18 protein-coding genes are annotated in these 23,571 nt (G+C 61.7%); 7 read left to right on the top strand and 11 right to left on the bottom strand.

The genetic code is table 11. The features are described from left to right. Positions 1 to 6: 6 nt before the first annotated feature. Positions 7 to 1,419: a pyruvate kinase PykF gene (gene pykF / locus G5154_RS05215; RefSeq protein WP_031227651.1), complete on the bottom strand. Its 1,413-nt coding sequence runs from the start codon at positions 1,417 to 1,419 to the stop codon at positions 7 to 9. Positions 1,420 to 1,727: 308 nt separating this feature from the next. Between pykF and G5154_RS05210 the strand changes: the two genes are divergently transcribed. Further along, positions 1,728 to 1,970: a hypothetical protein gene (locus G5154_RS05210; protein WP_421250461.1), complete on the top strand. Its 243-nt coding sequence runs from the start codon at positions 1,728 to 1,730 to the stop codon at positions 1,968 to 1,970. A gap of 167 nt (positions 1,971 to 2,137) precedes the next feature. Next, complete coding sequence (locus tag G5154_RS05205) at positions 2,138 to 2,902, top strand: DODA-type extradiol aromatic ring-opening family dioxygenase (RefSeq protein WP_421250460.1); 765 nt, start codon at positions 2,138 to 2,140, stop codon at positions 2,900 to 2,902. A gap of 89 nt (positions 2,903 to 2,991) precedes the next feature. Here G5154_RS05205 and G5154_RS05200 read toward each other — a convergent pair whose 3' ends face one another. From G5154_RS05200 to G5154_RS05190, 3 genes are all read right to left on the bottom strand, one after another. Beyond that, on the bottom strand, positions 2,992 to 6,744 hold the full coding sequence (locus G5154_RS05200) for an AAA family ATPase (RefSeq protein WP_164537429.1): 3,753 nt from the start codon (positions 6,742 to 6,744) through the stop codon (positions 2,992 to 2,994). After that, complete coding sequence (locus G5154_RS05195; RefSeq protein WP_421250459.1) at positions 6,741 to 7,967, bottom strand: exonuclease SbcCD subunit D C-terminal domain-containing protein; 1,227 nt, start codon at positions 7,965 to 7,967, stop codon at positions 6,741 to 6,743. Before G5154_RS05195 ends, G5154_RS05200 begins: the two co-directional genes overlap by 4 nt. 103 nt (positions 7,968 to 8,070) lie before the next feature. Continuing rightward, positions 8,071 to 8,499: a GNAT family N-acetyltransferase gene (locus G5154_RS05190; RefSeq protein WP_421250458.1), complete on the bottom strand. Its 429-nt coding sequence runs from the start codon at positions 8,497 to 8,499 to the stop codon at positions 8,071 to 8,073. Between the two features lie 179 nt (positions 8,500 to 8,678). On the opposite strand from G5154_RS05190, the gene rdgC reads away from it, so the two are divergent. Next, positions 8,679 to 9,590 (top strand): recombination-associated protein RdgC, encoded by a 912-nt coding sequence (gene rdgC, locus G5154_RS05185; protein ID WP_005350107.1) that lies wholly within the window; start codon positions 8,679 to 8,681, stop codon positions 9,588 to 9,590. 191 nt (positions 9,591 to 9,781) lie between these two features. Continuing rightward, positions 9,782 to 11,563: a gamma-glutamyltransferase gene (ggt, locus tag G5154_RS05180; protein ID WP_421250457.1), complete on the top strand. Its 1,782-nt coding sequence runs from the start codon at positions 9,782 to 9,784 to the stop codon at positions 11,561 to 11,563. 144 nt (positions 11,564 to 11,707) lie between these two features. Here the strand turns inward: ggt and G5154_RS05175 are convergent, their stop codons facing one another. Together G5154_RS05175 and G5154_RS05170 are read right to left on the bottom strand one after the other, a co-directional pair. Then, positions 11,708 to 12,178: an FKBP-type peptidyl-prolyl cis-trans isomerase gene (locus G5154_RS05175; RefSeq protein WP_005347462.1), complete on the bottom strand. Its 471-nt coding sequence runs from the start codon at positions 12,176 to 12,178 to the stop codon at positions 11,708 to 11,710. Between the two features lie 174 nt (positions 12,179 to 12,352). After that, positions 12,353 to 13,501 (bottom strand): Na/Pi cotransporter family protein, encoded by a 1,149-nt coding sequence (locus tag G5154_RS05170; RefSeq protein WP_421250456.1) that lies wholly within the window; start codon positions 13,499 to 13,501, stop codon positions 12,353 to 12,355. A 249-nt stretch (positions 13,502 to 13,750) separates the two neighbouring features. Here G5154_RS05170 and G5154_RS05165 point away from each other — a divergent pair, with 249 nt between their 5' ends. Then, positions 13,751 to 14,125, top strand: coding sequence for a hypothetical protein (locus G5154_RS05165; protein ID WP_227342259.1), 375 nt, complete (start codon positions 13,751 to 13,753; stop codon positions 14,123 to 14,125). A 94-nt stretch (positions 14,126 to 14,219) separates the two neighbouring features. On the opposite strand, the gene G5154_RS05160 is transcribed toward G5154_RS05165, so the two are convergent. The 5 genes from G5154_RS05160 to G5154_RS05140 all read right to left on the bottom strand — a co-directional run bounded on the left by G5154_RS05160 (position 14,220) and on the right by G5154_RS05140 (position 21,198). After that, entirely contained in the window at positions 14,220 to 15,566 is a 1,347-nt protein-coding gene (locus tag G5154_RS05160) for an APC family permease (protein ID WP_421250455.1), read from the bottom strand. After that, complete coding sequence (locus G5154_RS05155; RefSeq protein ID WP_167334751.1) at positions 15,566 to 15,706, bottom strand: hypothetical protein; 141 nt, start codon at positions 15,704 to 15,706, stop codon at positions 15,566 to 15,568. Before G5154_RS05155 ends, G5154_RS05160 begins: the two co-directional genes overlap by 1 nt. A gap of 774 nt (positions 15,707 to 16,480) precedes the next feature. Next, positions 16,481 to 17,824 carry an APC family permease gene (locus tag G5154_RS05150; RefSeq protein WP_201909952.1) on the bottom strand — a complete coding sequence of 448 codons (1,344 nt, stop codon included), beginning with the start codon at positions 17,822 to 17,824 and terminating at the stop codon, positions 16,481 to 16,483. A gap of 366 nt (positions 17,825 to 18,190) precedes the next feature. Further along, positions 18,191 to 19,480, bottom strand: coding sequence for a 4-aminobutyrate--2-oxoglutarate transaminase (gene gabT / locus G5154_RS05145; RefSeq protein ID WP_042033089.1), 1,290 nt, complete (start codon positions 19,478 to 19,480; stop codon positions 18,191 to 18,193). A 254-nt stretch (positions 19,481 to 19,734) separates the two neighbouring features. After that, the gene (locus tag G5154_RS05140; RefSeq protein WP_421250454.1) at positions 19,735 to 21,198 is read right to left on the bottom strand and encodes an NAD-dependent succinate-semialdehyde dehydrogenase; all 1,464 of its coding nucleotides are present in this window, start codon (positions 21,196 to 21,198) and stop codon (positions 19,735 to 19,737) included. A 353-nt stretch (positions 21,199 to 21,551) separates the two neighbouring features. Here G5154_RS05140 and puuR point away from each other — a divergent pair, with 353 nt between their 5' ends. Next, positions 21,552 to 22,154, top strand: coding sequence for an HTH-type transcriptional regulator PuuR (gene puuR, locus G5154_RS05135; RefSeq protein ID WP_421250509.1), 603 nt, complete (start codon positions 21,552 to 21,554; stop codon positions 22,152 to 22,154). A gap of 45 nt (positions 22,155 to 22,199) precedes the next feature. Beyond that, positions 22,200 to 23,477 (top strand): NAD(P)/FAD-dependent oxidoreductase, encoded by a 1,278-nt coding sequence (locus tag G5154_RS05130; protein ID WP_071912020.1) that lies wholly within the window; start codon positions 22,200 to 22,202, stop codon positions 23,475 to 23,477. The last annotated feature ends 94 nt before the right edge of the window (positions 23,478 to 23,571 follow it).

The raw sequence follows: 23,571 nt of genomic DNA, 5'->3' as shown, positions 1-23,571 counted from the left end.
CTCTGATTAAAGAACGTGAACAGAAGCGGTGTTGGTGGTACCGCTCGGTACCAGAGCACCGGAGACCATCACAACCACGTCACCTTTCAGACCCATGCCGATTTCCAGCGCGGCTTCTTTACCGATGCGATAGAAATCGTCGGTCGAGGCGATGCTGTCAACCACGTGGGCAACCACACCCTTGGTCAGAACCAGCTGGGCAGCAGTTTTCTTGTTGGTGGTGATAGCCAGGATCCAGGCTTTCGGGAAGTACTTGCGAATGGCCTTGGCAGACTTGCCGCCTTCGGTAGCGACCACGATCAGCGGGGCGTCCAGCTTCTCGGAGGTCTCTACGGCGCCTTTACATACGGCTTCGGTGATGCGCAGCTTGTTGCTGTCGTTGGCAGCAGACAGGTTGGACGGCATCACGGCATCAGTACGCTCGCAGATGGTGGCCATGATGGTCACGGCTTCCAGCGGGTACTTACCCTTGGCGGATTCACCGGACAGCATCACTGCGTCGGTACCGTCCAGGATGGCGTTGGCCACGTCACCAGCTTCGGCGCGGGTCGGACGCGGGTTCTTGATCATGGAGTCCAGCATCTGGGTGGCAGTGATAACCACTTTGCGGGCTTTGTTGCACTTGGCGATGATCATCTTCTGGGCGAAGATAACTTCTTCAACCGGGATCTCTACACCCATGTCGCCACGAGCAACCATGATGCCGTCGGAAACAGCCAGGATCTCGTCGAAGTTGTCCAGACCTTCCTGGTTTTCGATCTTGGAGATGATCTGGATGTTCTCGCCACCGTGGGCTTTCAGGTGCTCACGGATTTCCAGAACGTCTTCTTTCTTGCGGATGAAAGAAGCAGCAACGAAATCAACGCCTTGCTCGCAACCGAAGATCAGGTCGCGCTTGTCTTTCTCGGCCAGGGCCGGCAGCTTGATGGAGACGCCCGGCAGGTTAACGCCTTTGTTCTCGCCCAGGTCACCGTTGTTCAGCACTTTACAGATAACTTCGCGCTCGGTGATTTCGATAACGTCCAGACCGATCAGGCCGTCATCAACCAGGATGCGGTTGCCGACGCGCAGATCGTTGGCGAAACCTGCATAGGTCACGGCCACTTTGTCTTTGTTGCCAACCACGGTCTGGTCGGTGGTGAAGGTGAAAGTCTGGCCAGCGACCAGCGCGACGTCGTTGCCGCCTTCCAGCTTCATGGTACGGATTTCCGGACCCTTGGTGTCCAGCAGGATAGCTGCGTGCTTGCCGGTCTCGGCCATCACAGCGCGCAGGTTGCTGATGCGGCTGCCGTGCTCGGCGTAGTCACCGTGGGAGAAGTTCAGGCGCATGACGTTCATGCCGGCGTCCAGCATTTTGGCCAGCATTTCTTTGGATTCGGTCTTCGGACCGATGGTGCAGACAATTTTGGTCTTTTTCATGTCAATCTTCATGGTTAAGGAATTTCCGCCGAGCAATATACACCAGTTTTTGGAATCTTTTTATGATCCAGAAACAACGTTTTGACCAGATAACGTTTTCTTTTCAGGGATAACGTTTTCCTGTGAGTCACATTTTAGAGCATACGGCCACAGGTTCGGGCTGAAGGGATACAAATGTTGCCATCTGTGGTTGTTTGGCCGGGTTGAGGTTCAGATGTTGTAAAATGACCACCCGTCCGCTGTCACCGTCTTGTCACCGGCTTGCGCAAAAATGTTAGTTCATTGGCGCACGGGTGAAGGAGGCCGGGATGAAAAACAGCCATGAAACCGGATGGGCTCTGCTCTTGCTGGGCGCCGCCCTGCTGCTGGTTCAGACGCTGCCAGCCCGCTACTGGCCTGACAATGCCGGTCTGCTGGCGATCTTCTCCCATCCGGTGAAAGGGGAGGCGGCCGCCGAGGGATTGGCGTGGCGAGAGTGGCAGGATCACAGTGCAGCAACCCGGATGGCGCTTCGCGCAGTCCGACTGCAGCCGGAAGCGCCGCAGCCTTGATATCTATTGCAGATTACCTGTCGTGAAGGCGTGAAATTATCAACCATTGGTTGATAGTTCTTATATATATTGCTGGATTGTTCACCTTTAATGGCAGGGGGATAATCGATTCCAACAGCGATATCCCCTCCGGTATCGCCCCCTGATACTTTGTTGGAGTCTGCTTTATGTCCCTCGCCCCCGTCTGGTTTATCTCTCACGGCGCACCGGATCTGGTGCTGCGTGAGCAACCCGCCACCCGCTTTCTGCGAACCCTGCGTCTGGGTGAGCTCAAGGGGCTGGTGGTCATCTCCGCCCACTGGTTCAGCCGCGAGTTGCAGATCAACGTCGAGCCCAAACCGGCCTTGATGTACGACTTTTACGGCTTTCCCGATCCCCTCTACCGGATGCGCTGGCCTGCCAGCAGCCCCGAGTGGTTGCTGCAGGGGGTGAGCGACCAGCTGGCACTGGCCGGACTGACCGCTACCCCGGTGCGGCGCGAGCTGGATCACGGGGTCTGGTCACCGCTCTCCCTGATCGACCCAAACAGCGAGATCCCGCTGGTGCAGATCTCCATTCCCGCGAGCTTCACTCCGGCCCAATTGTGGCAACTGGGCGAGGTGTTGGGGGCGCTGCGCAGTCAGGGGATTGGCATCCTCGCCTCCGGCGCCATCACCCACAACCTGCGGGCGCTGGCACCGGAAGGCTCGCCAGTGCCGGAGTGGGCCAGCCTGTTTGTCGACTGGCTGGAGCAGAAAATGGCCGACGAGGATCGGCTGGCGCTGCTCGACTATCGCCTGCAGGCTCCCGGAGCGGTGGAGTCCCATCCTCACGACGATCACCTGCGCCCGCTCTTTGTGGCGTTGGGGGCGGCCGATGGTGTGGCGCCCACCCGGCTGCACGAGAGCTGGGATGGCGGCAGCCTCTATATGGGCGCCTACCGCTTCGGCTGATAGCCTCTCAACAAGACCCCGCCAATTGGCGGGGTCTTGTTATTTACGGCGTGGTGGATCGATGGTAGTGGTGATTGAGCCGAAGGCCCTCAGGGAACCACTACCCGGCTCTCGCCGCCGCCGAGGGCTTCGACCCTGATCTGCACGCCAATCCGCTCCACCAGCGTCTGGACGTGGGAGATGACTCCGATCTGGCGGCCGGCGGCCTGCAGGGAGTCGAGGCTGGCGAGCGCCAGATCCAGGCTGTCCGGATCCAGGGTGCCAAACCCCTCGTCGATAAACAGCGATTCGACCTGGGTCTGCCGCGACGAGAGGCTGGAGAGGGCCAGCGCCAGCGCCAGCGACACCAGAAAACTCTCGCCGCCGGAGAGGGAGTCCACCGAACGCACCTCGTCCCCCATGTCGAGATCCACCACCTGCAGCGCCAGATCGGTGCCGGGTACCCGCTCCAGCCGGTAGCGCGGTGATAGTTCGGCGAGCTGGGCGTTGGCCTCCAGCAGCAGACGCTCGAGGGTGAGGCTCTGGGCGAAGGTGCGGAACTTGGCGCCGTTGGCTTGCCCGATCAGATCGCACAGCTGCTGCCAGTGGTCGGCCACTGCCTGCTGGGCGGCCAGCTCCTGTTGCAGGCTACCCGCCTTGAGGGCGGCGGCTTCGGCCTGTGCCAGCTTGCTCTTGTACTCGAACAGCTGCTCTTCAAGGGCGCGGCAGCGGGCATCGAGCGCCACCAGCTGCTCGCTCAGCTCTGCATCCGGCAGGGCGGCCAGCTCGGGGTGGTGCTCGCGATAGCGATCCCGCTTGCTCTCCTCCAGTGCCAGCGCCCGTTGCCGCTCGGCAAGGCGGGTGCGCGCCTCGCCAAGGGCATCTTCCAACCCTTGCAGGGCAGTGCGGCGAGCCTTGAGTTCATCGGGGCTGATGGCGAGCAGACGGCGCAGGTCGTACTCGGCGATGCCGAGGGTAGTGGCGTGGGCTGCCCAGCGCCCTAGTACCTCCCGCTTGCGGCGGCTGCTGGTCTGCTTTTCCTGCTCCACATGGGTGAGGCGGGTCTTGAGCTCGGTCTGCCGCTCCCGCAGAGCACGGGCGCCGCTTTGCATCTGCTCCAGTTCGCTGGCGAGTTGTTGCAGCCGCTGTTGCCAGCGGCTCTCGACCAGCGGGATCTCCTCGCCATTCAGACAGGCGGCGCGGCTGGTGAGCAGCCCCTGCCGCTGCTGCTCATGCTCCTTGTAGTCCCGCTCGAGTTTGTGCAGCAGCTCGCGCTGGGTCTGCAGGCGCGCCTCCTGCGCGCTCAGGGCAGGGGTGAGGCTGGCGATCTCGCTGGCCAGCCGCTCCCACTCGCTCTGGCCGTGCAGCCAGGCTTCGCAGGTCCGTTGCCACTCGTGCCACTGCTGGCTGCCGAGCCACTGGCGCCAGGGTTGGCCGCCCATCTGTTCATCGAGGCGGTGGGCGCCCTGTTCGAGGCGCTGGCGCAGGGTCGCCTCCTGCTCACCCATGCCTTTCACTTCCCCTTCCAGTGCGATGCGCTGGCGATCGGCCTCCTGCCACTGCTGGTCAAACTGCTGGTGCTGGGCAGCCAGTTGGCTTAGTTGTTGACGCACCCCTTGCAGCTGTTGTTGGCCAAGCTGGGCCTGACGCAGCTGCTGCTGGCTCTGGGCCAGCCCCTGCTCCAGCGCCTGGCCACGGCCAAGCAGGGTGCTCATCAGCTCGTTCCACTCAATGGGGCTTTGGCGCAGCGGCAGCGAATGGCCGAGCAGGGTATCGCCTCCCAGTTGCAGCCAGCGCTGGGTCAGCTGTTCGGCGCGCGCTTCCAGCTCCGGCAGGTGCTGCTGGCGCACTGCCAGCTGGCGAGCCAGCTCCTGACGCTCGCTCTCGCACTGAATGTATTGGTGGTTGAGCCGCTCCCACTCCAGTTCGAGGCTTCTGGCCCGCTCCGCCAGCTGACCGAGAATACCCGCCACCTGCGGCTGGCTCTGGCTGTAGGGGTGCTCCTCGGCGCCGCAGAGCGGGCAAGGTTCTCCATCGCTCAGGATATGGCGATACTGCTCGAAGCTGGCGATGGCGCGGGACTGCTCCAGCGCATGGCGCGCCTCATCCCGCTGCAGGGCGAGCCGCTCGCGGGCGGGGGCCAGCTCTTCGCTTAGGGTGGCGAGCTTGCCAAGGGCCTGCTCCAGCTGGGCAATCTCCTGCTGCAAGCGGCCATGTTGTTCGCCGTGGTTGCGGCCATAATCGGCCAGCTCCAGCAGCTGGCGCAGCTGTCCCAGCTGTTCGGTTTGCTGCTGCCACTGCTCCTGCGCCTTGGCGAGGCGGCTCTCCCACTGCTGCTCCTGCAGCTCGTTCTGTTGCTGTTGCAGCCGAGCTTGTTCATGTTGCCAGTAGTCGCGCTCCTGCTGACCTTGCTCCAGCTGGCGCTGCAACTGTTGCAGGGCGCGCAGCTTGTGATCCCGCAGGGTGAGCAGCTGTTGTAGCTTGTCGGCATCCTCGGCCCAATCCTGCATGGCGGTGAGCAGGGGCTGCCACTGGCGAGCAACCGGTGCCAGCTCCTTGTGCTCTTCGAGCCAGAGCCCCCACTGCTGGTGTTGCTGCTTGAGCAGTTCTACCTGTCGGCTCTGCTCGCGCCAGCCCTGTTCGAGAGTGAGCTGGACCTCCCGCTCCTGCGCCCCCTCCTGCTGGATCTTCTGCAACTGCTGCACTTTTTCCCGGATGCGGGTATCGAGCTCCTGCGCCCGCTTGAGTTCGGGTTGCAGGGCGCCCCATTCCCGCTCGGCGGCGATCTTCTCCGCCAGCAGCTGCTGTTCGGTCAGCGCGCTCTGCTGGGTCTGCGCCTCGAGCTTGGCCAGCTCCGGCCCCAGCTCGGCGATCACCTTCTCCTGCTGCTGCACTTCGAGGGTGAGGCGGGCCAGCTCGTTGTGATCGGCGCGGGCCACCTGAGCCTGCTCGGCGCGGGCAAACTCGTCGCGCTCGGGGGCGGCGGCGCCGTGGGCCTGCAGGGCGGCATCGAGCGCTGCTTGTCCCTCGGCGCAGCCCTGCAACTGGGCGGCAATGCGGCTGTTGAGGTCGCGCAAGTCCTGCATCAGCTGCTGTTGCTGCTGCTCGTGCTTGAGGGTGGTGGAGAGGCTCACCTGCTGGCTCACCCACTGTTCGCGGGTGGCCTCGTCCATCAGCTCTACGTCGCCGAGGCGCTGGGCAATGGTGGCCAGCTTCTGCTGCTCTTCCCGCGCCCGTTCATAGGTCTGGATGGAGATGGCGGAGTAGAGCTCGGTGCCGGTCATCCGTTCGAGCAGGGCGGAGCGCTCGTTGGCGTCCGATTTGAGGAAGGCGGCAAACTCCCCCTGCGGCAGGATCACCGCGCGGCGGAACTGCTCCCAGGAGAGGCCCACCAGCTCGTCGATGCGATCCTGCAGCTCCCGTTTGCTGCCGGAGAAGACCTGCCCAGACTCGACGTCGGTCAGGGTGCGCTCCTGCGCCTGAAAGCGCCCCTCCGAGCGGTTGCGCGCCCGGCGCACCGCCCAGCGGGCCAGCCAGATGCGGCCATCGCAGCCGCGAAACTGCACCTCGGCAAAACCGCTGGCGTGGCCGCGACTGAGGATGCCGCGTACGTCGTTGGCCTTGAGCTTCTCTTCATCATCCATGCGGCCCACTTCGGCCACGTTCTTGCGATTGGCGATAAAGCGCGGCATCTCGTCGTATAAGGCCAGACAAATGGCGTCGAGCAATGTGCTCTTGCCCGCGCCGGTATTGCCGGTGATGGCAAACAGACCGGCGGCGCCGAGCGCTCCCCTGGTAAAGTCGATGGTGAAGGGGCCGGTCAGACTGGCCAGATTCTCACCAGACAGAGACAAGATTTTCATTGGTTTGACTCCTTCACCTGCTCCAGGATCTCTTCAAACGAGGCGACCAACCCAGCCTCGGGCTCCCCTTCAAACTGGCGCTGATAGCAGAGGCGAAACACCTCGGTGGGGGAGAGCTCATCGAGCCTGCGCCGCTCGCGACCATCGGCCAGCCCTTCCCCCGAGCCCTGATACTGGGTGCTGATGCGGGCCAGACGCACCGGTTTGTCGGCGATGGCGGCGAGAATGCGCTCGCGAATGCGGGCTTCGGGCTTGGGCAGCAGCAGCCGTACTTCGAGGAAAGGCTGTGCTTCTTGTGGACAATCAGGCAGCTCGAGCGATGCGATGGCTTTGAGTGCGTCGTCGAGGCTGCTCTGGGGCAGGCGGATCATCTCCACCGCGCGGGGGACCGGGATCCGCTCCAGCCCGGCCAGTTTACCCTCCGCAAAGGTCACTTCCAGCACCTGGTGGTTGTAGTTGGCTTCGGCGAGCGAAAGCGGCAGCGGCGAGCCGCTGTAGTGCACCCCCTCGGCCGGGCTCTGGGCCAGATGGAGGTGGCCGAGCGCCGTGTAGTCGGCACCGGCAAAGAGTTCGGCAGGCAGGGCGTGCTGGTTGCCACCAAGCACCCGCCGCTCCGACAGCTCCGAGAGCTGGCCTGCCGCCAGATAGGCGTGGCCCATGGCAATGAGTGGCAGCTCCTCCCCGCAGCGAGCACGCCCTTCGGCCAGCACCTCGGCATAGACCTGTCGAACCCCTTCGATCAGCCTGTCCTGCCCCTCAGCCAGCTGTTCCACCCGCAAGTCGCTGCTGCGCAGGAACGGCACGGCGGCGCACCAGGCGGCAATGTTGCCCTCCCGGTCTTGCAGCGGTACCAGCAGACGGTCGGTCTCGAGCTTGCCCTCACTGTCGCGGCTGATGCTGCCCACCAGATGCAGTTCAAAGGCGCGCAGCAGCTCGTGGGGGGCATCCAGCTTGGAGGGGGAGTCGTGGTTGCCGCCGATCAGCACCATGTTGAGGTGGGGCATCTCGGCGCGCAGCCGCGCCAGAAAACGGTAGAGCTGTTGCCAGGCGCTGGCGGGCGGATTGGCGGTATCAAACAGGTCGCCTGCCACCAACAGGGCGTCGATCTCGCGCGCCTTGAGGGTGTCGCTCAGCCAGTAGAGGAAGGCATCGTGTTCAAAACGGCGGTCATGACCATGCAGTTGATGGCCAAGATGCCAGTCGGCGGTGTGAAGGATTTTCATTGGAAAGCAGCCCGATTTCAGGGATGGTGCCTGGGGCACCCGATGGAGACAAGATGAGGATGCCCCGTGCTTTTTTCAAGTAAAACAGCGGGCTGTCATCAGTTCATGCGGGTTCGCAGCACATCTTGTACTGGGGGTGACCGGTGAGAGGATCGGACTCTTCACCCTTGATGACGAAACCGTGGCGACGATAGAAACGTACTGCCTGATCGTTCTCGACGAAGACCCGGGCGTGGAGCGACGCCCCCTGACGCTTGGCCTCCTGCAGCAGGGCGTGGCCGACGCCGCGACCCTGACGGTCGGGACGCACAAAGAGGGCGGCGAGGAAGTTGCCCACCAGCGCCATAAAGCCGAGCAGATCGCCGCGCTCCTCGAACACCCAGATGGCGGCACGCTCGAGATAGCGGGTACGCAGATCCTCCTGTGCCTGCCACCAGCAGGAGGCATCGACGAAATCGTGGGCCTGCAGGGAGGCCAGCAGCCAGATTTCGACGATCTCTTCCATATCTTCCGGGCGACTGGGCCGCAACATAAATCCATCCTTGGTAACAACTTGTACACTCGCAGTCTAGGGGAACTTGACGGCCGCTCAGGTGATATAAATGAGACCCTGTGAGGTCGATCTCCCTTTATTTAGCGAGAATGATTGGCTGATCACAAAGCGCCTCTCTAGTACAATGCCCGCCGGACAATCTAGAGACCGAGGACGCCATGTGGTTTAAAAACCTGCAGATTTATCGCTTTACCCGCCCCTTTGACCTGACCGTGGATCAGCTGGAAACCCAGCTGGAAGCCTGTGCCTTCACCCCTTGCGGCAGTCAGGACATCTCCCGTTTCGGGTGGGTCAAGCCCCTTGGCAAATTCGGCTCAACCCTGACCCACTCTGCCTCCGGCCACATCCTCATCTGCGCCCGCAAGGAAGAGAAGATGCTGCCCGGTACCGTGGTCAAGGAGATGCTGGCCGAGAAGGTAGAGGCGATCGAGTTCGAACAGGGACGCGCCCTCAAGAAGAAAGAGAAGGAAGCGCTGAAAGAGGAGATCCTCCACACCCTGCTGCCCCGTGCCTTCAGTCGTACCAGCCAGACCTTCGCCTGGATCAATCCGGCCGACAATTTGATGGTGGTGGACGCAGGTTCTGCCAAGAAGGCGGACGATCTGCTGGCGCTGTTGCGCAAATCCATCGGCTCCCTGCCGGTGGTGCCTGTGGCCCTCAAGAACCCGCCCGAGATCACCATGACCGAGTGGCTGAACGAGGGCAATCTGCCAGCCTCCTTCACTCTGGAAGACGAAGCCGAGCTGCGCAGTGCCATGGAGCACGGCGGCATCATCCGCTGCAAGCAGCAGGATCTGATGACGGATGAAATCAAGAACCACCTGGCCAACGACAAGCTGGTGACCAAGCTGGCCCTCAACTGGGGCGAGACCGTCAGCTTCGTGCTGGGGGATGATCTCTCCATCAAACGCCTGAAATTCAGCGAAGAGCTGCGCGAGCAGAACGACGATGTCACCAGCGAAGATCCGGCCGCCCGTCTGGATGCGGACTTCGCGCTGGTGACCTCCGAGCTGTCCCAGTTTATCCCGGCGCTGTTTGCCGCCCTGGGTGGCGAAGAGCAGTCCATCTAACCGGACTTGCGCCTGTTTGGCCTCTGCCATCCCATCGTAAAAACCGCCTTCGGGCGGTTTTTTTATATCTATTGCGGATTGCCATTATTGATAGATGAGTAAGATATTGATCTCGTTCAATAACTTGAGCTGTCAGCGCCAATCGTGACATAGTCCCTCTTCATGGTCATAAAACAGACAAGGAGAGTGTCATGTTGCGCAAACCTCTGGGGCTGGCTGTCGCCCTTGCCCTGCTGGCCGGTTGTGCCAGTGACAACGGCTTTCACTACACCCCGCCAGCCCAGACCCTGATCGCACCCGAAGCCGCCAGTGGCTGGACCGACAAACAGGGCTGGCAGGGCCATGATTTCATGGTGGCGGCCGCCAACCCGCTGGCGGTGGATGCGGGCTACCAGATCATCAAGGCCGGTGGCAGTGCTGTCGATGCCGCCATTGCGGTGCAGTTGGTGTTGACGCTGGTGGAGCCGCAATCTTCCGGGATCGGTGGCGGGACGCTGCTGCTGGTGTGGGATGGCCGCAAGGTGAGTGCGGTGGATGGCCGCGAGATGGCGCCGGCTGCCGCCACCGACCAGCTGTTTATGCAAGATGGCAAGTCGCTGGCGTTTTATGACGGGGTGGTGGGGGGCCGCTCGGTCGGCGTTCCCGGCACCCTGCGCGCTCTGGCACTGGCCCATCAGCGTTATGGCAAGTTGCCCTGGGCTGCGCTGTTCGAGCCCGCCATCACGCTGGCAGAACAAGGATTTGTAATAAGTCCACGGCTGGCCACATTGCTGGCCAAGGATCCCTATCTGGCTCGTGACCCGGATGCCCGTGCCTATTTCTATCAGGCGGATGGCAGCCCCAAAACGGCAGGCACCCGGCTGAACAACCCGGCGCTGGCTAAGGTGTTGCGCACTCTGGCAACAGAGGGGGTGGATGCCTTCTATCAGGGGCCGCTGGCGGATGCTATGGTGGCCAAAGTTCGCCAGCATCCCACCAATCCCGGGGTACTGGCGGCCACCGATCTGGCCAGCTATCAGGCCAAACTGCGGGATGGCCTCTGCTTTGACTATCGCCAGAGCAAGATCTGCGGTTTCCCCACTCCCTCATCCGGCACCCTGGCGCTCGGCCAGATTTTCGGCATGCTGGAGAGCCGCGATATGGCCGCCCTCAAGCCGATCACCACGAAGGAGGGGGGACTGGCTGCCTCCAGTGAGGCTATCCACCTCTACAGCGAAGCGGCGCGTCTCGCCTTCGCCGATCGCAACCAGTACGTTGCCGACAGCGATTTTGTCAGCGTGCCGGTGAAGGGGCTGCTGAACAAGGATTATCTGGCCGAGCGCGGCAAGCTTGTCGGTCAGCACTCCATGGGGATTGCCAAGCCCGGTACGCCGCCACTGGCGCTGGCACGCGGCAAGGATGCGACCCCCGAACTCCCCTCCACCAGCCATGTCTCGATCGTCGACAAGGCGGGGATGGCCATCTCCATGACCAGCTCCATCGAGGATGGTTTCGGATCGCGTCAGATGGTCAACGGCTACCTGCTCAACAACCAGCTCACCGATTTTTCCTTCACCTCGGTGGATGCCGCCGGTCTGCCGGTGGCAAACCGGGTGGAGCCGGGCAAGCGGCCCCGCTCCTCCATGTCACCCCTGCTGGTGTTTGACAAGCCAAGCGGCGAGCTGACCATGACACTGGGCTCGCCGGGGGGCTCCGCCATCATCAACTACGTGGGCAAGACCCTGCTCGGCACCCAGGATTGGGGTCTGAACCTGCAACAGGCCATCAACCTGCCCAACTTTGGCAGCCGCAACGGCCCCACCGAGCTGGAGGCGGGACGCACCCCCATGTCGGTGGTCGAGGGATTGAAGGCGAGGGGACATGAGGTGGTACTGAACGAGCAGACCTCCGGCCTGCAGGGGGTTGAGCGCAATGGCGGTGGCTGGTTTGGTGCAGCGGATCCGCGCCGGGAAGGGATCGCCAAGGGGGAGTAAGGTTCCCATAACAACAAGGCCAGCATAATGCTGGCCTTGTTGTTGATGGAGCGTGACGGAGCGCTTACTGGATACCCAGCAGCTCCACGTCGAAGATCAGGACTGACGCTCAGTGGGATATTGCCACTGGAACGTCCTGCGCGGTTACTGGATACCCAACAGTTCCACGTCGAAGATCAGGACGGATCCCGGCGGGATTTTGCCAGCGGCGCGGTCGCCGTAGGCGAGGTTGGCAGGGATGTAGAAACGGGTCTTCTCACCTTCCACCATCAGCTGCACCCCCTCGGTCCAGCCAGCGATCACCTGATTGAGGCCAAACTCGATGGGCTCGCCACGGGCGACCGAGCTGTCAAAGACGGTGCCGTCCAGCAGCTTGCCCTCGTAATGCACCTTCACCTTGCTGGTGGCAGTGGGGTGAACGGTGCCTGTGCCCGGGGTCAGCACTTCGTACTGCAGGCCGGAGGCGGTGGTGGTCACCAGCGGCTTCTCCTTGTTGCTGGCGAGGAACTCGGCGCCAATCCGCACGTTGTCGGCCGCCAGCTTCTTGTTATTGCTGCTGGAGTAGAAGTAGTAGGCCACACCGGCGATGAGCAGTGCGATCAGTATGAATTTCATCGGTTTTTCCTGTTCCATGAAATGTAAAAAGTGCAATGAGGGCGTCATCTTATCGCGCACCGCCCCTGATGGCGAGCCACAGGGCGGGAGGATGTGAGCGGGCAGGCAAAGCCCGGCGAGCTGGACGCAAAATGGGGCGAGTCGGTGACTCGCCCCTTGTCATGGCAGCGGCGCTTACTTGGCGGCCACCATCATCAGGGCGGGCAGGGCGAAGAAGAGACCCGTTACATAACCCAGAGCCAGCAGCTTGTTCTCGCTGCCTACCCGGGCCAGCCCCTCGGCGGCGCGCAGCGGCAGGTCGCGCAGGAAGGGGATGCCATAGATGATGACCACGGCAAAGAGGTTGAACAGCACGTGGACCAGCGCGATGGTCAGGGCCAGCTGGGCACCGGCTCCGCTGATGGCGGTGGCAGCCAGCAGGGCGGTGATGGTGGTACCGATATTGGCCCCCAGGGTGAAGGGGTAGAGCTGACGGGTGCTGAACACGCCGCCGCCGGCCAGCGGGATCATCAGGCTGGTGGTGGTGGAGGAGGACTGCACCATGATGGTCACCAGCGCACCGGAGGTGATGCCGGTCAGCGGGCCACGGCCCAGCGCCTTGTGCAGCACCTCTTTGGCGCGGCCAACCAGTACCTGTTGCAGCACTTTGCCGAGATACGTGACGCAGGCGAGGATCAGCAGGATACCGATGATGATAGTGGCGATGGCAGCGCCCTTGCCCGGCAGGAAGGCAACGGCGCTGTCAATCAGCTGCTGGGCCGGTGCGGTCAGCGGCTTCATGAAATCCATGCCCTTCATCGACATGTTGGCGGAGCCTACCAGCAGGTTGGCCAGCCACTCGGCGCTATGTTGCAGCAGGCCGAACATCAGCTCCAGCGGCAGGAAGATGAACACCGCCAGCAGGTTGAAGAAGTCGTGCACGGTGGCGGCGGCGAAAGCGCGGCGGAACTCAGCGCGATCCCGCACATGGCCCATGGAGACAATGGTGTTGGTGATGGTGGTGCCGAGGTTGGCACCCATCACCATGGGGATTGCCATGCTGATGGGCAGGCCGCCAGCCACCAGACCGACGATCACCGAGGTGACGGTGCTGGAGGATTGCACCAGCGCGGTAGCGAGAATACCCAGCAGCAGGGCGACAAAGGGGTTGTTGGCAAAGGCGAAGATCTGGGCTGCGCCCTCGGCGCCGCCGGAGAAATCTTTGAAGCCGTGGGAGATGGCGCCCACGGCAACCAGGATCAGGTAGACCAGTACGATGACACTCATCCAGTTGAACAGGGCGCGGGTCGCGGGCGGCTGTGACAAGGAGTGATGGTGTTGCATAAAGCCTCTTGAGACGGTCGTTCCGTCTTGGGTTGTTGATGACCCGCGCATTTAATCAATGGTTAATGACAGAAATATGACAACGTGACATTTCGATGATGTTTTTATGACGACGAACTGCGGCGACAGGCGCTGACCGAGCCGGTTGGCTCTGGGGTGGCAAAAGGGGGGACGAAAGCACTGCTGCCTTGTCAGCCGGAATGTGATCGCTACACTGCGCCCCTTTATTGGCAAGCAGGAGTAAACAAGATGATGCGTGCATGGATCCTCTCTCTGTCGCTGGGGCTGCTTTCGGCAGGGGCACAGGCCAGCCTGTTGAAAACCGACTGCAACCTCGACAAGGCCCTCAAAAACGAAGCGGTGAATGCCACTCTGGGGGTCAAGGGCAACTGTGATACCAGCAAGCTGGTGAAGCAGGAGAAAGAGAAGGTGAAAGCTGAGGTGCAAAAAGGCCGCAACGACCTGCTGGGCGAGAAGCGTGCCGACCTCAAGGAGAGCGGCAACGGTATGCAGCAGAAGATGGACAAGGCAAACCAGCAGTTGCACAAGGCGGAGCAGGATGCCAAGAGCATCGCTCGCGATCCGCTCAAGGCTGCGGCGACCGCCGTACTGGATAAGCAGTAAGCAGACCGGGCCCAAGCCCGTGTGACCGGCCACAGACCGGCAGCAAAAAGGGGAGCCATGGCTCCCCTTCTGTCTATCCGTTATCCGCAAAGGATCAGGCGTCAGCCGCCTCTTCGTACTGACGGAACGGGATACGGAACACCGCCAGACGCAGGAACAGATAGGTTGCGCCGAGGCCCGCCCAGATCAGGCCCAGCTCCAGCGAGCTCTGCTCCAGGTTGATCCACAGCGCACCGATGGTGGCGGCACCGAGCAACGGCATCAACAGGTAGATGACGTGATCTTTGAGGGTCTTGTTGCGCTTCTCGCGCACCCAGAACTGACCGATCACCGACAGGTTGACGAAGCTGAACGCCACCAGTGCGCCGAAGTTGACCAGCGCCAGTGCGGTATCCAGATCAAACGACACGGCGGAGAGGGCCAGACCGCCCACCATCAGCACGTTGATGGCCGGGGTGCGGTATTTCGGGTGGATGTAGCCAAACACCCGCTCCGGGATCATGTGGTCACGACCCATCACGTAGAGGATGCGCGACACACCGGCGTGAGCCGCCATGCCGGAGGCCAGTACCGCGACCGTGGTGCAGACCAGCACTACCGACTGGAAGAAGGTGCCGCCGACGTAGAGGGCGATCTCCGGCAGTACCGCATCCGGATGCTGGAAGCGGGAGAGGCTCGGGAAGTAGAGCTGCAGGCAGTAGGAGACCACCACGAAGATGATGCCGCCGATAAGAGCCGTCAGCACGATCGCCTTGGGGATCACCTTGCCGGCGTTCGGAGTCTCTTCGGAGAGAGAGCTGAGACCGTCAAAGCCCAGAAACGAGAAGCAGAGGATGGTTGCACCGGTGAAGAGCGGCACCAGTTGTGCTGACTCGAAGTGGAACGGACGGCTGCTCATCAGGGTGCCGGCGCCTTCGCCGTGATAGATGCCCCATGCCATCAGACCGATGAAGATGGTGATGATGGCCAGCTGGATCACCACGATGAGGCCATTGAAGTTGGCCACCAGGTTGATGCCGCGCAGGTTGAGGAAGGTCATCACGGTCACCAGACCGAAGATGAAGACCCAGGGCTCGACGCCCGGAAACATGGCGGTCAGGTAGATCTTGGCCAGCAGGATGTTGATCATCGGCATGAACATGTAGTCGAGCAGGGAGGACCAGCCGACCATGAAACCGATGTAGGGGTTGAACACTTTCTGGGCGTAGGTATAGGCAGAGCCCGCAGAGGGGAACTTGCGCACCAGATGGCCGTAGCTGAAGGCGGTCAGCAGGATGCCGCCGAGGGCCAGCAGATAGGCAGTGGCGACCCGGCCTTCGGTGATGTCACCGACGATGGCGAAGGTATCGAATACAGCCATGGGGGTCAGGTAGGCCAAACCCATGACGATCACTTGGGTCAGGGTCAGGGTTTTGAGCAGCTTGGCGCCTTGAGATGCCATTACGCTTTCTCCTCAATCAGTGCCGCAGCACGTGCTTGCAACGAGTACAGGATTGCGGTGGATTCGCAGGCCTGCAGATCAAAGGCGCCGGGGAGGCGCAAACCGGTATTAGCCGGCAGGAAAGCATTGAAACGCCCCATGTTTTTCCTCATTAACGTCGGGAGATTGTTGGCAATCTCGGGTATCACTTCCGGAACGTTTCCGGCCTCTTGTGGTGGGTTTGCACTGCTCTTCAAAATACAAAAACCGATGTCGCAGTGAACATCGGTCCTTTATTGGCGGCGTATTGTGCATTCGGGATTCCCCCTTGACAAGCAATAATCGGCTCAATATCGCATTTTTTTGCATAAGCGCAGCGAAGGTAAGTGGTCACTCGCCCCCTGTGGCCGACCCCGTGCCGCCCCCCTCTTTACGGGGGCATAGAGGGGGGCGACGCACTATTTTCATGCTGTTCGAAATTTGTCCTGATTGTCCCTGCAGGGCGCATTGCGCCTCAAGATTGATCCTGATCATATTTGCCGCCATTCCCCGGACTGTAGCCCAACCTCCTGGGGGCTTTGCTGGCGGGAATAAGGGGGTTGGTGGGAGAAAATAGCAGTTGCATATTTAGTCATTAAAATGACTGGTAAAAGTGGTTTACTGAGTCGGATCAAAATCACGGAGGGCAATAGTGGTGGGCGCCGATTTGAAATCAGTCACATTTTCAGCAAAAAGCGCAATGGCAAAACATGCGTGGCTATCAAAAGGTGGCGGCCATAACCGCATCACACACAGCAGATCAGGGGAGCGCCAGCGCGGTGAAGGAGAGCAACCGCAAAGCGTTAAAACGGAGAGCAACGCGCTAAACAATCAGCATGACAGAGTAAAAACAAGGAGCCCGCAGGCTCCTTTATCGTTTTATCCGCGCGGCTGGCTTATTGCGCCATCTCCTCGCTGGTGCGCAGCGGAATGCGGAACACCGTCAGGCGCAGGAAGAGGTAGATGGCACCGAGCGCAGCCCAGATCAGACCCAACTCGAAGGAGGAGGGCTCAAGGTTGAGCCACAGCACCCCGATGCAGGCGGCGCCACAGAGCGGCAGCAGCAGATAGACCAGATGATCCTTGAGACTCTTGTTGCGACCGAGCTTCACATAGAAGTGGGCAATCACCGCCAGATTGACGAAGGTGAAGGCCACCAGCGCGCCGAAGTTGATCAGGGCCAGCGCCATCTCCAGATCGAACGAGACGGCGGAGAGGGCGAGCAGGCCGACCAGCAGCACATTGCAGGCCGGGGTCTGCCACTTCGGATGCACATAGGAGAAGAAGCGGCTCGGCAGAGCGCGATCCCGTCCCATCACATAGAGCAGGCGCGATACGCCGGCGTGGGAGGCGAGCCCGGAGGCGAGTACCGCCACTGTGGTGCAGACCAGCACCACCGCCTGGAACAGCTTGCCACCGACATAGAGGGCGATCTCCGGCAGCACCGCATCCGGATGCTGGAAGCGGGAGATGTCCGGGAAGAAGAGCTGCAGGAAGTAGGAGGTGGTGACAAACAGCACACCGCCGATCAGTGCCGTCAGCACGATGGCGCGGGGGATAACCCGATCCGCGTCAGGGGTCTCTTCCGACAGGGTGCTGATGGCATCAAAGCCGAGGAACGACAGACAGAGGATCGAGGCCCCCATCAGCAGCGGCGAGATGTTGATCTGCTCGGAGAAGAAGGGACGGCTGCTGGCCACGGTGCCGAGCCCCTCGCCATTGTGCACGCCCCAGGCGATCAGGCCGATAAAGACGGCGATGATGCTGAACTGCATGATGACGATGACGCTGTTGAAGTTGGCCACCAGCTTGATGCCGCGCAGGTTGAGGGCGGTCATCACCGCCGCCAGACCGAAGATATAGGTCCAGGGCTCTACGTTCGGGAAGAGCGCCTGCAGATAGATCTTGGCCAGCAGCATGTTGATCATCGGCATGAACATATAGTCGAGCAGGGAGGTCCAGCCCACCATAAAGCCGACATAGGGGTGGAACACCTTCTGGGCATAGGTATAGGCGGAGCCTGCCGACGGGAACTTGCGTACCAGATGGCCGTAGCTCAGGGCGGTGAACAGCATGCCGATCAGGGCAAAGAGGTAGGCGGTAGGGACATGGCCTTCGGTGATCTCAGTAACGATGCCGAAGGTGTCGAACACTGCCATGGGGGTGAGGTAGGCAAGACCCATGACCACGACCTGCCACAGTTTCAGGGTCTTTTTCAGACCAACCGGTTGGGCGTTCATCATGCCTGTTCCTCACGCGGTGCCGGGGCGGCACACTCCATCAACGAAACCGGGAAAGAGGCCCGGGAATCAAGGGCGCCGGGGTGGCGCGCACCGGGCAGAGCCGGTCGGAAAGCATTGAGATGCCCCATGTTGTTCCTCACTGAATGTGGTGTCGGGAGATTGCTGCCAATCTCGCTATCTTTTCCGGGGGTGATCCGGCCTCGTTTATGGGTTTGTTCACTGTACAAAAAAGGACCGGCGAGATGTGGTAATACCGGTCCTTGCAGTGGCGGCGCATTGTGCATTTGCAGGGCCCCCTTGACAAGAAAAAAAGGGGGCAAAACTGCATTTTTTTGCACAGGTTAGCGGTTACTTTCCTGCTGGTCAGGCCAGCGCGGCCTCCAGTGATTTTTCAAGGATTTGCATCCCTTCGTCAATCACTGCCGCCGGGGCGGTCAGCGGGGCGAGAAAACGGATGACATTTGCGCGCACCCCGCATGAGAGCAGGACCAGACCGCGTTTGCCCGCCTCGGCCACCAGACGTTTGGTGAGGTCGGGATCAGGCTGGTCGGCATTGCGCTGTTTCACCAGCTCCATGGCCACCATGGCACCGGGTCCGCGAATTTGACCTATGCAGTCAAAACGCTCGGCTATGCGTTGCAGCCCCGCCTTGATCTGCTCACCCTGATCCAGTGCTTTCTGGTTGAGTTTTTCCTCTTCGATCACCTGCAATACCGCCAGCGCGGCGGCGCAGGCGATGGGGGAACCGGCATAGGTGCCGCCAAGGCCGCCCGGCTTGGCTGCGTTCATGATCTCTGCCTTGCCCACCACGGCGGAGAGGGGGAAGCCGCCCGCCAGACTCTTGGCCAACGTCATGATGTCCGGCTCGATGCCGGCATACTCGGTGGCGAAGGTCTTGCCGGTGCGACAGAAGCCGCTCTGGATCTCGTCGCAGATGAGCAGAATGCCGTGCTGATCGCAGATGCTGCGCAGCTTCTGCATAAAGCTCGGGGAGGCGGGATAGAAGCCCCCTTCACCCTGTACCGGCTCGATAATGATGGCGGCAACGCGGGAGGGCTCGATGTCGGCGCTGAAGCAGAGGTCGAGGGCATGCAGGGCATCCTCTTCACTCACCCCCAGATAATCGGCGGGGAAGGGGATGTGGTAGACCTCGCCCGGGAAGGGGCCAAAGCCGGTCTTGTAGGGCACCACCTTGCCGGTGAGCGCCATGCCCATCATGGTGCGACCGTGAAAGCCCCCCTTGAAAGCGATGGTGCCGCTGCGACCGGTGTGGGCGCGGGCAATCTTGATGGCGTTCTCGACCGCCTCGGCGCCGGTGGAGAGAAACAGGGTGCGTTTCGGGGTCGGGCCGGGCACCAGGGCGTTGAGCTTTTCGGCAAGCTCGATATAGCCCGGGTAAGGGGTGACCTGAAAGCAGGTGTGGCTGAATTTTTCCAGCTGCTCGCGCACCGCCGCCACCACTTTCGGGTGGTTGTGGCCGGTGTTAAGCACGGCGATGCCGGAGGCAAAGTCGATGTAGCGGTTGCCCTCCACATCCCACAGCTCGGCATTTTGCGCGCGGTCGATAAAGACCGGCAGCAGGGTGCCAACACCGTTGACCACGGCCGCCTCGCGGCGCGCTTGCCACGCCTTGTTTGATTCTGACTGACTCATCTTTCCTCCCTGAGGGGCCACAGCCCCGGATATTCCCTGAAAATGTGGCGGGCGATCTGGCGCCCATTACCGCCGAACAGCCCATCGGGCCAGATCGGCTGCGTGTGGTGTATGTTGCAGAAGCCCTCTTGCGAGGCAGCGCAGGCCAAATTGCGCCCCTTGCCGCCTCGGGTGAACGTCTGCATCTATCTGTAAAAGCGATGAATATTGCAGCTAAAGCATCGATAAATACGATGCTTTAGCCCTCTGCTGCCCTAGCGAATGGCGCCAAAGCAGAGGTATTTGGTCTCCAGATACTCCTCCAGCCCCTCGGCTGCCCCCTCCCGACCCAGACCCGACTCCTTGATGCCGCCAAAGGGGGCCAATTCGGTTGAGATGATCCCCTCGTTGATGCCGACCATGCCGTATTCAAGCTGCTCGGCGACGCGCCATACCCGGGCGATGTCGCGGCCATAGAAGTAGGCGGCCAGACCATAGGGGGTATCGTTGGCCAGCGCGATGGCCTCGGCTTCGCTCTCGAAACGCACCAGCGGCGCGACCGGGCCGAAGATCTCCTCCTGCAGGATGGGGTTGTCCTTGGCTACCTTGCCCAGAATGGTGGGGCGGTAGAAGAGGGGGCCGGCGGGGTGGGGCTCGCCACCCAGCAGCACTTCGGCACCGGCGGCAACAGATTGTTGCACCAGTTCGGCGACCTTGCTGGCGGCGGCCGGATTGATGAGCGGGCCGATCTGGGTGCCTTCACTCATGCCATCTCCCACCTTGAAGGCGGCAACGGCGGCAGTCAGCTTCTCGGCGAAGGCGTCATAGACGCTGGCCTGCACCAGAATGCGGTTGGCGCAGACGCAGGTCTGCCCGGCGTTGCGGTATTTGGAGGCGAGCGCCCCGGCCACGGCGGCGTCGAGATCGGCGTCGTCAAAGACGATAAAGGGGGCGTTGCCGCCCAGCTCCAGCGAGAGGCGCTTCATGGTGTCGGCGCACTGGCGCATCAGCAGCTTGCCGATGCGGGTCGAGCCGGTGAAGGAGAGCTTGCGCACAGTCGGGTTGTTGCACAACTCGTTGCCCACCGCGCTCGGCTGGTGGCTGGTGACGATATTGATGACCCCGGCGGGGATCCCCGCCTGCTCGGCCAGTACCGCCAGCGCCAGTGCGCAGAGCGGTGTTTCGGCGGCCGGCTTGATGACGATGGTGCAACCGGCGGCCAGCGCCGGGCCTGCTTTGCGGGTGATCATGGCAATCGGGAAGTTCCACGGAGTGATGGCGGCGACCACCCCGACCGGCTGCTTGATGGTGGCCAGCCGGCGATCGCCACTAAAGCCCGGGATGGTACGGCCATAGGCGCGCTTGCCCTCTTCGGCGAACCACTGGATAAAGCTGGCGCCGTAGGTCACTTCCCCTTTGGCTTCCGCCAGCGGCTTGCCCTGCTCGCAGGTCATGATGCGGGCCAGTTCATCGCTGTGGGCGGTGATGGCGGTAAACCAGGCGTAGAGCTTGTTGCTGCGCTCCTTGGCGGTGAGGGCTGCCCAGGCGGGTTGTGCCGCATGGGCGGCCGCGATGGCGCGGCGGGTATCCTCTTCATTCATGTCGGGCACCTGAGTGATCACGGCACCGGTAGCCGGATTGGTGACCTCGAAGGTGCGGCCGCTGGCGGCCTCGCACCACTGACCATCTATATAGGCGCGGGATTTGATCAAGCTTTGATTGGAGCTGGTAGCGGACATGGCAAGCCTCAATGGTGAAACCTGGCAGCAAGGTGGCGATGATGCGGCTCATCCTGTGGTGCTGCCGTATAAAATAATAAGCACAGGGAGACCATAAATTGAGCTGAAATGTTTTTCAAGTGTTAAATATATTTGAATTGTTGGTGTGCTGCGTGCTAGAAAATGGGCTGTGTAGCGCAGTTTACCCCGATCCGGTGGCTTGGTGTGATGGTTGGGGTGTGCAAAATAATTAACGATGCGTGTGTAGCATCGCAAACAGCCAGGGATGGTGCTGGTCCGCTATTTTAACCAGAGGGAAGAGAGAGATGACCCATGTTGCGGGAGTGCAGGCAGAAGATGAGAGGGGGCCTGCCATGAGCGGGCCACAGAGCAGTGAGAGCGAGGCTCGCCTGCTGCTGCTGCCACAGAACGGTGCCCGTACCATGGGCGAGCGGCTGGCGGCAGTGCGCCACCAGCTGGGGCTCTCCCAGCGGCGGGCGGCGGAGCTGAGCGGCCTGACCCACGGCGCCATCTGCATGATAGAGCAGGACAAGGTGAGCCCCTCGGTGGCGTCGTTGCAAAAGCTGCTCACCGTCTATGGCCTGCCGCTGTCGCGCTTTTTCGCCGAGGAGGAGAGCCGCCCCTGCAGTGTGGTGATCAAGGCTGAACAGCTTATCGAGCTGGGCAGTCAGGGGGTCTCGATGAAGCTGGTGCACAACGGCAACAACCGCCGCCAGCTCGGCTTTATGCTGGAGACCTATCCCCCCGGTACCGACACCGGCGGGCAGGTCAAGCATCAGGGAGAGGAGGTCGGCACAGTGCTGGAGGGGTCGGTGACCCTGACGGTGGCAGGCCAGAGCTATCAACTCGAAGCGGGCGACAGCTATGTGATCGACACCGGCGAGCCCCACAGCTTCAGCAATCCGTCGGGGCAGACCTGTCGTATCGTCAGTGCCCACACCCCGGCGAGCTTTTAATCCTGACAGTAGTTTGGCAACAGAACCGGTAAGGAAACAGGGATCATGACCGAACATGTAAACAGTTACTACGCAGCCAGCGCCAATAAACACGCGCCCTACCCGACATTGACCGAACAGCTGGAGTGCGATGTCTGCGTCATCGGGGCGGGTTATACCGGCCTCTCCAGCGCCCTGCATCTGGTCGAGAAGGGCTACAAGGTGGTGGTGCTGGAGGCCGCACGAGTCGGCTTTGGCGCCAGCGGCCGCAACGGCGGCCAGATCGTTAACTCCTACAGCCGCGACATTGACACCATAGAAGCGAACTGCCCGCCGGATCAGGCCAGGCTGCTCGGTTCCATGCTGTTTGAGGGGGGCCAGATCATCCGCGAGCGGATCAAGCGCTATAACATCCAGTGCGATCTGCAGGAGGGGGGCGTCTTTGCCGCCGAGACCGAGAAGCAGTTCCACGAGCTCAAGGCGCAGAAGGCGCGCTGGGAGAAGTGGGGCAATGAGCAGCTGGAGCTGCTCGATGCCAAGGGGGTGCGCGAGGTGGTGGCGAGCGATCGCTACGTCGGCGCCCTGCTCGACAAGAGCGGTGGCCATATTCACCCTCTCAATCTGGCGCTGGGGGAGGCGGAAGCGATCCGCATCCAGGGGGGGCAGATCTTCGAGCAGTCCGCCGTCACCAGCATTACTCCGGGTCAGCCGGCGCTGGTCAAGACCGCCAAAGGAGCGGTGAAGGCGCGCTTTATCGTGGTGGCCGGCAACGCCTACCTCGGCAATCTGGTGCCGGAACTGGCCAGCAAGAGCATGCCTTGCGGCACCCAGGTGATCGCCACCGAAGTGCTGGGAGAGGAGCGGGCCCGTTCACTCTTGCCGCAGAACTACTGTCTGGAGGATTGCAACTACCTGCTCGACTACTACCGCACCTCCGGCGATCACCGATTGATCTATGGCGGCGGCGTGGTCTATGGCGCGCGGGATCCGGCTGATATCGAGCGGCTGATCATCCCCAAGATGCTCAAGACCTTCCCGCAGCTGGCTGACGTCAAGGTGGAGTACACCTGGACCGGCAACTTCCTGCTCACCCTGTCGCGCTTGCCGCAGTTTGGCCGTATCGGCCCCAACATCTACTACATGCAGGGCTACAGCGGCCATGGTGTCACCTGCACCCATCTGGCGGGCAAGCTGCTCTCCGAAGTGCTGAGCGGTCAGGCGGAGCGCTTCGATGCGTTTGCCAAACTGCCGCACTACCCCTTCCCGGGTGGTCGGTTGTTCCGCATCCCCTTCACCGCCGCCGGCGCCGCCTGGTACACCCTGCGTGATCGGCTGGGGGTATAAGGGCTGCCCAGCGAGAAATATGGTCTGGTGCTGGCGACGATGCGGGCGCAGATCCCAGCACAAATGCCGAAAAACAGAAGGCCACCGCTAGGGT

It is taken from the genome of Aeromonas sp. 600527 (assembly GCF_049175415.1).
GTDB classification, from domain to species: domain Bacteria; phylum Pseudomonadota; class Gammaproteobacteria; order Enterobacterales; family Aeromonadaceae; genus Aeromonas; species Aeromonas veronii_A.
Note: the sequence above shows the minus strand (reverse complement) of the source record. Positions and strands in the feature narration are given on the sequence as shown.